Annotated in this window: 18 protein-coding genes and 1 tRNA gene; 9 read left to right on the forward strand and 10 right to left on the reverse strand. The window is 51.3% G+C overall.

Translation table 11 applies throughout. The annotated features are described in order from the left end of the window. Window positions 1-765, reverse strand: coding sequence for a methyltransferase domain-containing protein (locus ACO2Q8_RS08870; RefSeq protein WP_423344438.1), 765 nt, complete (start codon window positions 763-765; stop codon window positions 1-3). Window positions 766-904: 139 nt separating this feature from the next. On the opposite strand from ACO2Q8_RS08870, the gene ACO2Q8_RS08875 reads away from it, so the two are divergent. Further along, complete coding sequence (locus tag ACO2Q8_RS08875; RefSeq protein ID WP_423344439.1) at window positions 905-1,252, forward strand: hypothetical protein; 348 nt, start codon at window positions 905-907, stop codon at window positions 1,250-1,252. Window positions 1,253-1,314: 62 nt separating this feature from the next. On the opposite strand, the gene ACO2Q8_RS08880 is transcribed toward ACO2Q8_RS08875, so the two are convergent. Continuing rightward, entirely contained in the window at window positions 1,315-1,479 is a 165-nt protein-coding gene (locus ACO2Q8_RS08880) for a hypothetical protein (protein ID WP_423344440.1), read from the reverse strand. Window positions 1,480-1,580: 101 nt separating this feature from the next. Between ACO2Q8_RS08880 and hisS the strand changes: the two genes are divergently transcribed. Then, entirely contained in the window at window positions 1,581-2,954 is a 1,374-nt protein-coding gene (gene hisS, locus ACO2Q8_RS08885; RefSeq protein WP_423344441.1) for a histidine--tRNA ligase, read from the forward strand. Between the two features lie 70 nt (window positions 2,955-3,024). Here the strand turns inward: hisS and ACO2Q8_RS08890 are convergent, their stop codons facing one another. From ACO2Q8_RS08890 to ACO2Q8_RS08920, 7 genes are all read right to left on the reverse strand, one after another. Further along, complete coding sequence (locus ACO2Q8_RS08890) at window positions 3,025-3,885, reverse strand: PorT family protein (protein ID WP_423344442.1); 861 nt, start codon at window positions 3,883-3,885, stop codon at window positions 3,025-3,027. Window positions 3,886-3,960: 75 nt separating this feature from the next. After that, window positions 3,961-5,631: a glucose-6-phosphate isomerase gene (gene pgi / locus ACO2Q8_RS08895; protein ID WP_423344443.1), complete on the reverse strand. Its 1,671-nt coding sequence runs from the start codon at window positions 5,629-5,631 to the stop codon at window positions 3,961-3,963. Window positions 5,632-5,642: 11 nt separating this feature from the next. Next, window positions 5,643-6,428: a glycoside hydrolase family 25 protein gene (locus ACO2Q8_RS08900; RefSeq protein WP_423344444.1), complete on the reverse strand. Its 786-nt coding sequence runs from the start codon at window positions 6,426-6,428 to the stop codon at window positions 5,643-5,645. Window positions 6,429-6,624: 196 nt separating this feature from the next. Beyond that, window positions 6,625-6,897 (reverse strand): hypothetical protein, encoded by a 273-nt coding sequence (locus tag ACO2Q8_RS08905; protein WP_423344445.1) that lies wholly within the window; start codon window positions 6,895-6,897, stop codon window positions 6,625-6,627. A 158-nt stretch (window positions 6,898-7,055) separates the two neighbouring features. Further along, window positions 7,056-7,691: a peroxiredoxin gene (locus ACO2Q8_RS08910; protein ID WP_423344446.1), complete on the reverse strand. Its 636-nt coding sequence runs from the start codon at window positions 7,689-7,691 to the stop codon at window positions 7,056-7,058. 229 nt (window positions 7,692-7,920) lie between these two features. Then, window positions 7,921-8,556 (reverse strand): response regulator transcription factor, encoded by a 636-nt coding sequence (locus tag ACO2Q8_RS08915; RefSeq protein WP_423344561.1) that lies wholly within the window; start codon window positions 8,554-8,556, stop codon window positions 7,921-7,923. Next, the gene (locus ACO2Q8_RS08920; protein ID WP_423344447.1) at window positions 8,546-10,060 is read right to left on the reverse strand and encodes a sensor histidine kinase; all 1,515 of its coding nucleotides are present in this window, start codon (window positions 10,058-10,060) and stop codon (window positions 8,546-8,548) included. The genes ACO2Q8_RS08915 and ACO2Q8_RS08920 overlap by 11 nt, the downstream gene beginning before the upstream one ends. Window positions 10,061-10,237: 177 nt before the next feature. On the opposite strand from ACO2Q8_RS08920, the gene ACO2Q8_RS08925 reads away from it, so the two are divergent. The 7 genes from ACO2Q8_RS08925 (at window position 10,238) to ACO2Q8_RS08955 (ending at window position 13,869) form a co-directional block, all read left to right on the forward strand. Beyond that, on the forward strand, window positions 10,238-10,723 hold the full coding sequence (locus ACO2Q8_RS08925) for a DUF3299 domain-containing protein (protein ID WP_423344448.1): 486 nt from the start codon (window positions 10,238-10,240) through the stop codon (window positions 10,721-10,723). Window positions 10,724-10,794: 71 nt separating this feature from the next. After that, a tRNA-Ala gene (locus ACO2Q8_RS08930) sits at window positions 10,795-10,868 on the forward strand. A gap of 153 nt (window positions 10,869-11,021) precedes the next feature. Further along, window positions 11,022-11,579: an RNA polymerase sigma factor gene (locus ACO2Q8_RS08935; protein ID WP_423344449.1), complete on the forward strand. Its 558-nt coding sequence runs from the start codon at window positions 11,022-11,024 to the stop codon at window positions 11,577-11,579. Window positions 11,580-11,584: 5 nt separating this feature from the next. Beyond that, on the forward strand, window positions 11,585-11,803 hold the full coding sequence (locus ACO2Q8_RS08940; protein WP_423344450.1) for a hypothetical protein: 219 nt from the start codon (window positions 11,585-11,587) through the stop codon (window positions 11,801-11,803). A 111-nt stretch (window positions 11,804-11,914) separates the two neighbouring features. Then, the gene (locus ACO2Q8_RS08945) at window positions 11,915-12,592 is read left to right on the forward strand and encodes a ClpP family protease (RefSeq protein WP_423344451.1); all 678 of its coding nucleotides are present in this window, start codon (window positions 11,915-11,917) and stop codon (window positions 12,590-12,592) included. Window positions 12,593-12,783: 191 nt separating this feature from the next. Next, window positions 12,784-13,191 (forward strand): DUF6331 family protein, encoded by a 408-nt coding sequence (locus ACO2Q8_RS08950; RefSeq protein ID WP_423344452.1) that lies wholly within the window; start codon window positions 12,784-12,786, stop codon window positions 13,189-13,191. 120 nt (window positions 13,192-13,311) lie between these two features. After that, the gene (locus ACO2Q8_RS08955; RefSeq protein ID WP_423344453.1) at window positions 13,312-13,869 is read left to right on the forward strand and encodes an NUDIX hydrolase; all 558 of its coding nucleotides are present in this window, start codon (window positions 13,312-13,314) and stop codon (window positions 13,867-13,869) included. Here ACO2Q8_RS08955 and ACO2Q8_RS08960 read toward each other — a convergent pair. Further along, complete coding sequence (locus ACO2Q8_RS08960; RefSeq protein WP_423344454.1) at window positions 13,866-14,432, reverse strand: C40 family peptidase; 567 nt, start codon at window positions 14,430-14,432, stop codon at window positions 13,866-13,868. The two genes, ACO2Q8_RS08955 and ACO2Q8_RS08960, sit on opposite strands and share 4 nt — an antisense overlap. Window positions 14,433-14,460: the final 28 nt, after the last annotated feature.

Below are 14,460 nucleotides of genomic sequence, written 5' to 3' on the forward strand. Positions count from 1 at the left end.
TTATTTTTTGCAGAGGTAAATCACTTCCCCGGCGGGCAGCGAAAACCGTTTGACTTCCTCTTTCGGCAGGTCGAATACAAAGCGATCCTCAATAACCGTAAAACCGCCTTTGGCCAGTCGCTGGGCGTAATCCCGACCAAACAGCCGGACGTGATCGCTTTGCCAGAACAGCCGCTCGCGTTCTTTCGGATCGGTGACGGTCGGGTCTTCGAAGGTCGTCGGGCGGTTGTAGTCGATGGGCGACTGAATGATGGCCCAGCCACCCGGTTTCAACACCCGGTATAGTTCGCTGCTGGCCTTGGCGTCGTCGTCGACGTGCTCCATAACGTGGTTGCAGAACGCTACATCGAACGTATTGTCGGGAAACGGAATCTGGTGGATATCCATTTTGACCTTCGCCAGGGGCGATTCGATATCGGCCGTGATGTACTCCAGATTCGGCAGTTTTTCAAACCGGTCGATGAAGCAGTGCTCGGGAGCTACGTGGAGTACTTTGAGTGGGTCGCGGTAAAAATTGGTTTTCCGTTGCAGATACAGGTTCATCAGCCGGTGCCGCTCCAGGGCCAGGCAATTGGGACACAGCGCATTCGGGCGCGGAATATTCCGGCCGTAGGGCATAAATTCCCGGAAATTTTTGCTGCAAACCGTACATTCCACGTTGTTGCCCCGGTAAAAAACCACCATCGCTTTCATGGCGTAATGGCTGATGCGCTGCAAAACCGGGCGGGGCACGGTGCGAAGGATAAAGCTGATGAGGTGTTTCATACAACGAAGAAGACGGACAAAAAACGAAGACAGGGGCCTTTGTGGTTATCCGAACACGCAAAAAGTAACGGATCAAAAGACAATATGTCATTTAGACCGTTAAATTAGTAACTTAATCACTTTCATTTACCCCGTTACGATGGCTCTACCTGCTCCTTCCAAACCGCCCGGCCGCCGGCTCATCAAGCGCATGAGTACGCGCACGAAATGGCTTTTACTGGCACCCTTTAGTTTGATGCTGGTGGGCTACGGTTTGTGTGTATTCAGCGAGGCTGCTCATCTCAAACACACGGGTGAACCCTTTAGCCGTTGGTTTTTACTCGGAACGTATAGCCTGGTCGTGATCAACGCGGGATTATCGCTGTTCGGGCAAGCCATCCTGTTCCGGATGCAGATCGAAAACCGTCGGATGATTCGGCGGTACATGAAAAAAATGCTGCGGAATCGACCCCGCCCTAAAAAAGAAAACCCCGTCCGTCGAGCGTAACGAGGCAATCGGGTGATGACCAGTGTTCAGCAAGCGGTCGGCCCAACGAAAGGCAGCAGAACTTAGGAAGCCGCTTGCTCTTTCTTCTCCGCAAAAGAGGCTTTGATGGCGTCTACATCCACATTTTTGATATCCGGACGACGCAACAGTTGCTTGATGCGGGCGATTTTATTATTGGCCCGGGCCTTATTTTTCTGGTCTTTGCGCTTCAGTGCAGTTACTCCCATGATTGTATGAATTAATTCGTTTATGCCAAATGGTCCGCAAAATTAGTGGAAATCCCGCAGAAAACCAACCTCTAATCCATCCGGCTTACTATTTTTGCGGCATGCAAAAACCGAGTTTACCCCGTGGCACCCGCGACTTTGGGCCGGAACAAATGAGCAAGAGGCTTTTTCTGCTGGAAACCATCCGGCAGACGTTCCGGCGCTATGGCTTTCAACCCATTGAAACCCCCGCGCTCGAAAACCTATCCGTTTTGATGGGCAAGTACGGTGAAGAGGGCGATCAACTCCTGTTCAAAATCCTCAATTCCGGTGACTTTACCAGCGGCTTGTCAGAATCAGACTGGCAGGAGAATGCACGCAAGTTGACCCTGAAGATATCGGAAAAAGGACTACGTTATGACCTGACGGTGCCTTTTGCCCGCTATGTCGTGATGAACCGACACGCCCTGACGATGCCCTTCAAACGGTACCAGATTCAGCCGGTCTGGCGCGCCGACCGCCCGCAGAAAGGCCGATACCGGGAGTTTGTGCAGTGCGATGCCGACGTCGTTGGGACGGATTCGCTCTTGTGCGAAGCCGAAATTGTGCTGATGTTGCACGAAAGTTTACGAAACCTGGGCATCCAGGACTTTACCATAAAAATTAACAACCGCAAGATTTTGACCGGTTTAGCCGAGGTCGTCGGGGCGGAAGGGCAGGAAGCTGCACTGGCGGTTGCGATTGATAAACTCGACAAAATCGGCAAGGAAAAGGTGGTGGAAGAACTGAAACAACGCGGTTTTTCCGATGAATCGATTCAGAAACTGGAACCCATGTTTACGTTCCCGACTGACTCACTGGTGGCTTTTTCCGAATTGAAAAAATGGCTATCTGGTTCGGAAATCGGTTTAAAAGGTTTGACCGAACTGGAAGAAGTCTGGGCATTGGTGACGCAGTATGGCCTGAACGATGCCCGGATGCAACTCGACGTAACGCTGGCACGTGGGCTGTCGTATTATACCGGCGCGATTTTCGAGGTGAAAGCCAACGGTGTTCAAATCGGCAGCATCAGCGGGGGTGGGCGGTATGACAACCTGACCGGGGCCTTTGGCATGCCGGGCTTGTCGGGTGTGGGCATTTCTCTGGGCGTCGACCGGATATACGATGTCATGGAGGAACTGAAGCTATTTCCGGAAACCGGTTTGCAATCTACCAGGGTGCTGGTGGTTCATCTCGATCCGGAAGCTCGGTCGATTGGGCTTCCCTTGCTGAGTCAGTTGCGGGCCGGAAACATTCCGACGGAGGCTTATCCCGATACAGCCAAACTGAAAAAACAATTGGATTACGCCAATGCCAAACACATTCCTTACGTGGTGCTCATTGGTTCGGAAGAAATGCAAACCGGATTGCTGGCACTGAAAAACATGGTAACGGGCGAACAGCAAAAACTGACGGCCACCCAGCTAGTGGAAATGCTGGTGTCGGAGGTGAACTAATCCGACAGGAGTAATATGTAAAAAGCCCCCTGAGCGATACAGGAGGCTTTTTTTAAATTCGATTGCTCGATTAAAACTTGAAGCCGACATTGACACCCAATGAGCGCCGTTGGGAGTCGTTAAAGCCTTCGATGGCATCGGAAAAACCGTGGTGGTACATGATGTCGATCAATACCGGACCAATGTCGAAGCCCAGGTTGGCCAACCCCAGAAACGTGCCGCTTTTGATTTCATCATTGTCGATGTCAATCGTGTTGCTGCTGCTCAACCGATTGGCATATTCAGCCCCAACACCCAGCCGAACGGCCGAGATACCGCGCTCCGACTGCGCCAGTTTTACACCCACCAGCACCGGAACTTGCAGCCATTTGGTGTTGATTCGGCCGGAAATGTCCTCCAGCGAAGCGCCATCACCGGGACGGAAATAATTGGAACTGGACGCAAAATACTCAACACCCAACTGCCCGTACAGACGGCCACCGCCCCGGACAAATGCCCCAACCTGATAGCCCAGGCGCCCCGAGGGATTATCACCGTCGATGTCTTCGCCCCGGTAACGGGTTGTGTTAGCACCCACGTAAAAACCACCCGTAAAGGCTTTGTACGGTTTGTCGGCGCGGGGGCGCCGTTCCCGGCTGCTGTAATCGGTTGTCGAAGAACGGGTTGAACTGCTCGAATAAGAACCACTCGTGTTCGGGGTGGTCGAATACGACGAACTGTTCGACGGGCTCGTGCTGGTCGCCGACGAATTATTCATCGTATTGTTTCCCGAATTCGAGCGGTATGTCGTGTCAGTCCCAGTCTGATTGATGGTCGTTGTCGTCGTGTTCGATTGTACTCTCGTAGTATCCGACGACATGGTTTGAGCAAATCCGCTCCACGTTCCCAGCAGGCAAAGTGCCAGCATTGTACTGCTCCGTTTCATGATCATAACGTTGTAAAAGTTGTATAAAAAAAAGGTGCATGCAACGCATACACCTTTCTAACAGGCTTACTCTTGGATTGTTTACGAATTTCGTAATTCTTTATAATAATTGATCAATCCATTGGTTGAGCTGTCGTGCGACGCCACCGGATGATCATCGGCCAGCTCAGGCAGAATACGGTTGGCAAGCTGTTTACCGAGTTCAACGCCCCACTGATCGAAGCTGAAGATATTCCAGATAACGCCCTGCGTAAAGATTTTGTGTTCGTACATCGCAATGAGGCTGCCGAGGGTTCGGGGGGTAATCTGCTTCACCAGTATGGAGTTGGTGGGTCGGTTTCCCGAAAAGACCTTGAATGGCATCAGCAGTTTGACATCGTCTTCGCTCTTGCCCGCTTTCACGAGTTCGCCCACGACTTCCTCGCCGGATTTGCCATTCATCAGGGCTTCGGTCTGGGCGAAGAAATTGGACAACAGCATCTTATGGTGGTTCCCTAGCGGCCGGTGGCTGATGGCTGGCGCGATGAAATCACACGGAATCAACTTCGTGCCCTGATGAATCAACTGATAGAAAGCGTGTTGTCCGTTCGTGCCGGGTTCTCCCCAGATCACAGGGCCGGTTTGGTAGGCCACCGGTTGGCCGTTCCGGTCGACGGATTTGCCGTTGCTTTCCATATCGCCCTGCTGGAAATAGGCTGCAAACCGGTGCATGTACTGGTCATACGGCAAAATGGCGTGCGATTCGGCCCCAAAAAAGTTGTTGTACCAGATGCCAATCAGCGCCAGGGTTGCCGGAATGTTTTCTTCGAGGGGCGTATTTTTAAAATGCAAATCCATCGCATGCCCGCCTTCCAGCAACTCCGCAAAGTTGTGGAACCCGATGTAGCAGGCAATCGACAAACCGATTGCCGACCAGAGTGAGTAGCGGCCACCGACCCAATCCCAGAAACCGAACATATTTTCGGGATCGATGCCGAATTTCTCAACCTCGGTTTTGTTCGTGGAAATAGCCACAAAATGCTTGGCTACGGCCGATTCGTCGCCCGAATGATCCAGGAACCACTGCCGCGCCGAATGGGCATTGGCCATCGTTTCCTGCGTCGTGAACGTCTTCGAGGCAATCATGAACAACGTCGTTTCAGGGTTGAGTTTTTGCAGCGTCTCGTAGATGTGTACCCCGTCGACGTTCGACACGAAATGCACCTCTAGTTGTGGTTTGCCGTCTTTCTGCACGGCATACGGTTTTAGTGCTTCGGTCACCATGACTGGGCCGAGGTCGGAGCCACCGATCCCGATGTTGACCAGTTGGGTGATGGGTTTGCCGGTATAGCCTTTCCAGTCGCCTGAGGCTATCCGGTCGGCAAAGCTTTTCATTTTATCCAGTACTTCGTTCACGTCCGGCATCACATCTTTTCCATCCACCAGCACGGGCGTATTTGAGCGGTTTCGTAGGGCAACGTGTAAAACTGCCCGGTCTTCGGTCACGTTGATGCGGTCGCCCGCAAACATTTTCTCAATGGCCTCATATAAACCGGCTTCGCCCGCCAGCCGACGCAGCAGGGTCAGCGTTTCGCTGGTGATGCGGTTTTTGGAAAAATCGACCAGAATGTCTTCGAAACGAAGTGAGAAATGATTAAACCGGCTGGGGTTTTCGGCAAAAAGGTCCCGCAGATGGCGTTCTTTAAGTTGCTCGTAATGGTCCTGGAGTTGCTGATAAGCCGGAAGTTGCAGAAAAGAATGGGTAGGTTGCATGATTTATGGGGTCAAAGACAAATTTCGTTCAATCGGTCGGGTTCGAAGATAAACACATTAAAATCGACATTGCCACGGATGCCGTCAACGGAGCCTTTTTCGTTGTGCTGCCAAATGTACAACCGTTCGGCCTTGAATGCACGCGGGTGATTGGTCGAATAGTCGGCAATCCAGAGCGGATACTCATCGAAATTGCCGTCGATGTATAGTTTGAAAAAATGGCGGTTGACGTAAATGATCGGCTTGACGCCGTAGTGATCCTCCACGATGCGCAGCCAGACCCGGATGTCGGCAATCAACTGATCGGCGGGCACTTTGCCATTGGCGTTTCGTTCAAAATCCAGCACCGGAGCAAAGTCGCCGGGCTGAAGCGTCACGGTTTTGATGAAGTTACGGGCCTGTTTCTCCGGGTCCCGTTTGGGGTGGTAAAAATGGTAAGCTCCTCGTCGGAGTCCGGCTTTGCGGGCTTCCTGCCAGTTGTGTTTAAAACGGCGGTCGATAAGGGTAGCGCCTTCAGTGGCTTTTACGAAAACGAATTGCAGGGCAACGCCGTCGGCCTGTGCCTGGCAAACCCGTTTCCAGTTGATGCGGCTGTTGTGGTGCGAAACATCGATGCCATGGACGGTATACTTCAACGGTATGCGAATACCATATCCGTTTACAAACTGCCACTGCAATTCATTGACTTTTTCCAGCGAACGCTGCCACCACAACCCGACCAGCAACAGGCATAACGCCAGAAACGGCCAAACGAGTACCTTTCTTTTTCGATAAAGTAACAGGACCAGCCGACTCATACGGGGCAAAAGTAAGCAGAAAAAGGAGAAAGGGTGGAGCGGATGGAAGGGGAAAGGAAAATTTAACCTCCTTTACCTTCTTCTATCCGCTCCTCCCTCTCCCTTTTTTGTAAGTTATGGGGCGAATTCGCGATTGATTGAAATACCAACTGAATGTCCAGAGACTTTTCACTCAACCGCAAATTCGTTCAACAACTTAGTCGTGCCCTTCGAGTTTCACGATTTTGTTATAAAGACCTAACAACAAAAAGGGAGCTGCCCACTGGCCCACAAAAAGTGCTTTCTCGTTTTCACCCTGAATTTTATAAAACAGCGATACCCCCATCGAAGCCAGTGATGCCCACAGAAATACATCGGAGGGTAGCTTGGCGGTTTGCTCTTCAATGGCTTCCGCGACCGGGCCTTCTTTGTGGGTAGGATTTGGATTCTTAACGGATCCTTTCGGACGGGTTTGCTCAAATACTTCCATAACGTTGTTTGATTTTGGTTACAAAAGCGAAACGACTCACCGGGTAGATTGTTTGAATAATGAGCTAAATGTCCGTAACGGGCCATAGAGGGCCATAAAAAACCGGTAAAGCCGACGATGGTACGGTTTTACCGGTAGATGGTAGTTGGTACAATATCTTATTTATTCGGTTGCGGAGTTGTCCGCAGGTACGGCTTGACGATATTGACACCTTTCGGAAATTTCTGAATCGCATCTTCGGTGCTGACGGCCGGAACGACGATCACATCTTGCCCGTCCTGCCAGTCGGCCGGAGTCGCGACTTGATAGTTCGCCGTCAGTTGGAGCGAATCGATCACCCGCAGAATCTCGAAGAAATTCCGTCCCGTCGATGCCGGATACGTCAGCGTCAGTTTAATTTTTTTGTCGGGACCGATGATGAACACCGAGCGGACAGTCGCTTTTTCCGACGCATTCGGGTGAATCATGTCGTAAAGCTCGGCCACTTTGCGGTCGTGGTCGGCAATAAGCGGGAAGTTAACGGTCGTGCTCTGGGTTTCGTTGATGTCTTTCACCCATTCGGTATGCGATTCGAGCGGGTCGACGCTAACCGCAATAACCTTTACACCGCGTTTTTCGAATTCATCTTTCAATTGGGCGGTACGACCTAACTCAGTCGTACAAACCGGGGTAAAATCGGCCGGGTGCGAAAAAATCATGCCCCAGGAGTTGCCGAGCCATTCGTGGAAGTGGATAGTGCCCTCAGTGGTTTCTGCTGTAAAGTCCGGGGCAATGTCGCCTAATCGGAGTGCCATATTTGAAATGGTTTAGTAGTTATACGTAAGCTGGAAGAGAAAGAGTGCAAGAATACATAAAAAAGATTCTGATTGTCAATAGATTGCTCCTCTTTTCTCCTTCAATTTTACTCAACGAGTTGGGTTAATACAGAAACGCTATAGACTTTGTTCCTGAAAAATGAAAAAATAACCCTGCCGTTCAGTGGTTATTGAACACAGGGCTATAGGTAAAAAGTGCCTGAAGAAATTAAATTAATTTCTCCTCAACGGCCATTTTGACGAGTTCCGCAGCATTTTTAACCTGGAGCCGACGCATCATGTTGGCGCGGTGGTTATCGACGGTCCGGACCGAAAGCTGGAGTTTTTCGGCGATTTCGCGGCTGCTCATGCCATCGACCAGGAATTGCAGAATTTCCTTTTCCTTCTTCGACAGTTTCGACCGCCGGACCTTGCTGGTGCGTTCGGTTTTCTTCAACTGGTGCATGTAGCCGTTGAGGATAATCGTGGCTACGGGCGAGCTGAAGTACTTTTCCCCCCCGGCAATGGTGCGCAGAGCTTTCATCATCTCGTCGCTCGACGAGTCCTTCAGGATGTAGCCGAAAGCCCCGGCTTCTACTGAACGAAGAATGTAATCCTCGTTGTTGTGCATCGACAACATCAGGGTTTTGATGTTTTTGTACAGACGGGAAATAATCTGCGTCGTCTGAATGCCCGACATCCCCGGCAGTGAAATGTCCATCAGGACAACATCCGGTTGCTGGCTTTTCAGTTTTTCAAGGGCTTCTTCGCCATCGCCGGCTTCTTCCACGATGACAAATTCATCGTTCTGTTCCAGTAAAGAGCGAATTCCGTTGCGGACAATCGAGTGGTCGTCAACCAGCATCAGTTTGAGTGTACTCATATTCCTGGTGTGCAAGTTTAAATGGTATACTGACTTGAACTTTGGTGCCTTTATCGGGCGCTGATGAAATTTTAAATTTACCGTTGATCAGTGCCGCGCGCTCATTCATGTTGTGAATGCCCTGCGAGGGCCGTTTTACGTCCTCTTTCTTGCTCCGGTGAATTCGGAACCCTTTCCCGTCGTCGTTGACAATCAAATGCAGATAATTGTCTTTTTCGAAGAGATCAATTGTAATTTGGCGGGGGTCGGCGTGGCGGATGGCATTGCTGACGGCTTCCTGAGCAATCCGGTATACGCCTATTTCAACGCTTTTATCCAGACGTGTATTGGATAGGTTCGTGTGAAAAATTATATCGATCTTACTATCCTTGTCGTGGGTGTCGGCCAGCATCTTCACGGCCGGAACCAGACCAAAGTCGCTTAAGACCGTGGGCATCAGGTTGTTAGATACATTGCGAGTCTCCTGAATCGTTTGGGCAATGAGGTTTTTCAGGACCATAAAACTTTTGGTTTCCTTCTCTTTATTGCTCAAACTTTTCTCAAAACTTTCCACCTGCAATTTAATCGCCGTCAGCATTTGACCAATCCCGTCGTGCAATTCCCGCGAGAGCCGCTTCCGTTCTTCTTCCTGGCCAGCCACCAGGTACGACGTCCGTAGCTTCTGTTCGTCCATCTGTTGCTGGTATTGCTGTCGGGTGGCGTCGAAAAGTTGTTGCCGCGTTTCTTTCAACGCCCGGTTTAGCGAAAGAAGCTTCCGGTTGGTGGTGGCCGTCCGGGTTTCGGCTTCGACCAGTTGATTGATCAAGCCTTCAAACTTGTTAACGGCCGGGCGCAGAATAAACCAACCCGCCAGGACCAGCGTGATCAGCGTCAACAGGTAAATCACAAACTCGATTAACCGGGTTGTATCCACATTCTCCAGCGTTTCCCGGGTGTATTGCTGAACTACCTCATCTATCTTTTCCAGATAAGGCGTGTCGTTAGCCATCAGCTTCGTTAAATCCACCGTTGCCTTGAATTGTTCAGGGGATTGGGCCTGTTCAGCCTGCTGGACAATTTGTTGAATACTGGACCGGAAACCGAAGAAATACGGACGCAGGGTCTGGTAACGGATTCGGACACTATCGCTGTTTTGAAACATCACCGCATAACCGGGCACCGTCCCCTGCTCAATGTTGAGTTGATTGGTTTCAAAGCGGCCAAAAAGCTGCTTGATTTCAGCTAGTTGGGCTTGAAACCGGGCCGGGTCGCCGACTTGGGTCAACTGGAGAATTTTACTCACCAGTTGCTGACTTTGGTGGCGCTGCGCCGAGGCCATCTGAATGACCAGCACGCGTTCGGATTCGCGCCGGGTCTGAAACTGAGTCACGATTTCGGCCGCCGTCAGAAGCATGGCAATGATGACCAGCGTCGTTAGAAACAGGCGGTTAAAATGACGGGCTGAAGGCTGCGTATGCTGAGCGCTTTCGTTTACGACTTCCGACACGGTTTATATTCGTACCAACGTTGATTAAGGTAAAGGTAACAAAATTTATAATATTTGGAGGATTACCTGTCCGAACTTATACGTCAACGGACTCCAAATCCGAACCAATCCCCGCATCCTGTTGTTTTTTTTGCATAAATCGACGTAGATTTGTATTAATCCGAACGCGACCTACTCATGAAAAAAAACGTCTGCTTTCTGGCTCTGCTGAGCGTGCTGACATTAGCCGGTTTTACGCCCGGTACTCCCACGAATCTTCGCCCGTCGGCTTCCGTTGCCGAACCGGTCAAACTGTCGTGGGAAACGCTGCGTGACGTTACATTTAAGAAAAAATGGTACCCGGAAGAATCGGTTTACATGCTTTACCCGACATTTGGGGCCGGGGTTCAGAAACTGAGCGGCAAACCGGTCGAACTGACGGGCTATGTACTGCCGGTAGATATTGAGTCGAACACCTACGTGCTGTCGGCGTTTCCGTACAGCGCCTGTTTCTTTTGCGGGGGCGCCGGGCCGGAGTCGGTGGTATCGCTGAAATTCAAGAAAAGCGGCATGAAGTTCAAAACCGATGAGCGCCGGACGTTCCGGGGAACGCTCAAGCTGAACGCCGACAATATTTACGAATTGAACTACATTATTGCCGACGCCGAGTTAGTAGCGCAATAATCTGGCGCGAAATCTTTGCAGACCCCTTGCTTTTTCTGAAGATTTACGGCATCTTTGCACCACGAAAAAAAGGGGGTATAGCTCAGTTGGCTAGAGCGCTACAATGGCATTGTAGAGGCCGTCGGTTCGAATCCGACTATCTCCACAGAATGCAGACAAAAAGCCTTCGATCCATCCGGTCGAAGGCTTTTTCTTTTTTGCGCTTCCCGGCTGTGGGCTTCCCGAACCGGTTTTCAAAATTTTTGTGCCTACCTTGGGTGATTTTTGCGCCGGTTTCTGATTAACCTTAAAAAAGCGTATGACCATCACCCAAGGCCTTTCGATAAAAGCCGCCCTGCTGACCGACCGGGCGCTCACGCTGGAGCGAATCTACGCCGAAACTTTTCCGATGGTTCGACACTACGTCCGCGAACACGGTGGCTCCGACCAGGATGCGAAAGATGTTTTTCAGGAAGCCATCATCACGTTCTACGAGCAGACCGTCCACGAAAACCGGGTTTTGACCTCGTCGGTGAGGACTTACCTGATGGGCATCTGCAAAAACCGCTGGCGGCAGGAGTTGACAAAACGTGCCCGAAAATCGCCGTTGACCGCAACCGAAGCTGATACCGTTTGGACAGAGCCGGAGGATGATGCTGATCGGCCCCCGTTGAAGCTGATGACGTTTGTAGAGCAACTGGGCGAAACCTGCAAATCCATTCTGGTCAGTTTTTATTACTTCGGGCAACACCTGGAGCAAATTGCCACACAACACGGCTACCGGAATGTCCGCACGGCTACCGTTCAGAAATTTAAGTGCCTGGAACGGCTCCGCAAAGCCGTTGGGCATCTCACTATCGATCACTTTAATTCCTGAATGCTATGCGCCCTGCACTGGAAGAAGTCCAACGGCTCGATGCTTACCTGCACGAGACTCTGAATGAAGAACAGCGGATGGAGGTAGAAATCCGGTTGTTGTGGGACCGCGACTGGCAATGGAAGCTTGCGGCTCAGAAGCTGGCTTACCAAGCCCTTCGGCTGGCCGGTCGGCGGCAACTCCGCCGGGAACTCGATGGTATGCACACCCGGCTGTTCGGATAAACCGGTCGCTTCCTCCTTTTTCAAAACCGTCTTTTCCAAAAAAACGACCCGTTTCGGGTCGTCCGAGATCGTATTGTCTTTTCAATTTCATTCATCCTTATTTTTTGACGTATGTATTACCCCGAGCTTAGCCAAAGCGAGTTTCGAAAATTCGCGGTGTATGATCAACGTTTGAATGGCCTGACCGTCGACCGGTATTTGCACCAGGTCGAAAACATGACGCGGGCCGTGATCGAGGAGCGACCCATGAACTTCCGTGAGGTCGACGTGTTCTCCCGGCTGATGGCCGACCGGATCGTGTTCCTCGGTGCCGCCGTCGACGACAACATTGCCAACATCATCATCGCCCAATTTCTTTTTCTGGAATCCGCCGATCCGAAAAAAGACATCCTTTTTTACATCAACAGCCCCGGCGGGTCGGTCTACGCCGGGTTGGGCATTTACGACACCATGCAGTACGTCCGGCCCGACGTCGCGACGATCTGCACCAGCGTGGCGTTGTCGTTCGGGGCGGTTTTGCTCTGCGCCGGAGCGCCCGGCAAACGCTCGGCCTTGCCCCACGCCCGGGTGATGATTCACCAGCCGCACGGCGGGGCGCAGGGGCAATCCGTCGATATTGAAATCACCGCCCGTCAGATCGTCATTTTGCGGCAGGAACTGTACGAGATCATGGCCCACCACAGCGGTCGAGCCGTCGAGGAAATCGAGCGCAACGCCGACCGGGATTACTGGATGAAAGCCGAAGAAGCGAAAGCGCAGGGGTTTATCGATGAAGTGTTACAGCGGTGAAAACCGGTTTTTCCGCGTGTCTAGGACAATATGCGGACCGGTGGATCTTTGCGTAATGAGTTATTTTTGGCAACTTTACATAAACCGCAGCCATGCGGTTTTTTGTGTGAAAGGATTGATAGGACTAATAGCCTTTTGAATGGTTTAAAGTTCAGTATTTTACCCTAATATGTGCTAATTTTCAGATCAGTATGGCTCAGACAATTTCAATAGGACCTGATCAGGAAATAAAGCTGATTGAGTTTGATTATGATCCTGATTCTGTTCTGGAAGTAGACGAATTACTTGGATACTCATCTGATGCCATCGCCAAATATCACAACGCTAAAGATCCCTTGGGGCAATTTTGGAACTACCTGGAAACGGAGTGTTTGGCAGGCTGTTGTGGGATCGATGCTTTTGGGCTTTGGCCTGAAGATATCGCCAAAGCTGTCAAAAAACTTGATAAGAAAGGCTTACTTGAGCAACTTGAGCAGTTAAGAGCACGGGTAGTGAATAGCCGTGAACAAATTGTCGGTTATCATCGGCTGAATTATAATTTTGCCAGGCTATCTTTCCTGGAACTCCTTGATTATTTGATAACGGAGGTTAAAAAGTGAGTTTACAGTTGAACCGTTCATCTGAAGCGATAAAACCGGGCCACACCCTGTCAGGGTTTTCAACCGTTGACAGGGTTTAAAAACACCGATCATCAGCCAGCCGCAGCCAGGCGATTTTTTATGGAATTACTCGAAATCTTCGACGCCCAAAACCGGCCGCTGGGTTTTACTAAACCCAAACACGACGCCCACCGCGACGGCGACTGGCATCGCACCTCCGAAATCGTGGTGTTAAATACGCAGAACGAAGTCTTGTTGAGTTTGCGTCACCCTGACAAGCGGTATCTGCCCAATTACTGGGATGTATGCGTGGGCGGGCACCTCGACCCCGGCGAAACCTACGAAGCCTGTGCCATTCGGGAAATTGAGGAGGAAATCGGCGTACGACCCGAAGCCGGAGAACTTCATTTTTTGGGAATGGTCGATGTGGAAGCCATTGACGAGGCCGTATCGTTGTTTGATCGGGAACACGCGGCCGTGTATCTTTTCCGGGTTGATCGAACGCTCGGGCAGTTTGTGATGCAGCCCGACGAAGTGGCCGATCTGCGCTTCCGGCCTTTGGCGACGGTTTTGGACGAATACCGCTCCGGCGCTTACTCGCTCTCGTACACGCCCCCGCAGGCCAGCTACCGGCAAACGCTCGAAATGGCGGCCGAGTTTCTTAAAATTGATGCTTAGAAAGGCCGGACGGCTTTCACAAACCGGCCTTTGAAGTAATTCGAAAACAGGTTGTCTTCCCGAACCCCGCGCGACGAAGATGCGTGAATAAACCGGATGTCCGACGGCCCGCGCACTTCCGTCACGATGCCCGTGTGCGACACATACCCGGTTTTGCCGTCATCGGGTACAAAAAAGAGCAAATCACCCGCCTGAATCTGAGGAACTTCGACCTCGTAGCCCACTTCCGACTGCTGCCACGAAACCCGGGGCATTTGCAAACCGACGGTATTGAAAGCCGCAAAAATCAGCCCCGAACAGTCGATGCCGTCGGAGGTGGAGCCGCCCAGCCGATAGGGGGTTCCGGTGTAGGTCCGGGCCACTTTCACCACTTCGGGCACATAGCCCTGCTGATACGTTTTTGAATCGACGGTTTTGAGCGGTTTGGCCACCGGTTTTCGGGCTGCAACGGTCGATTTCCGCTGGGCGGGCGGAACGTACCGCGACGTTTTCAGAAACGAACAGGAAGACACCAAAAGCACCAGAGCGGCAATCCAGACGGGGCGATAAAGAGTCCTTATCATACGTTTTCGTTTAACGTTTGAGGTTCAA

Origin of the sequence: Larkinella sp. VNQ87 (genome assembly GCF_049445795.1) — a bacterium.
Lineage (GTDB): Bacteria > Bacteroidota > Bacteroidia > Cytophagales > Spirosomataceae > Larkinella.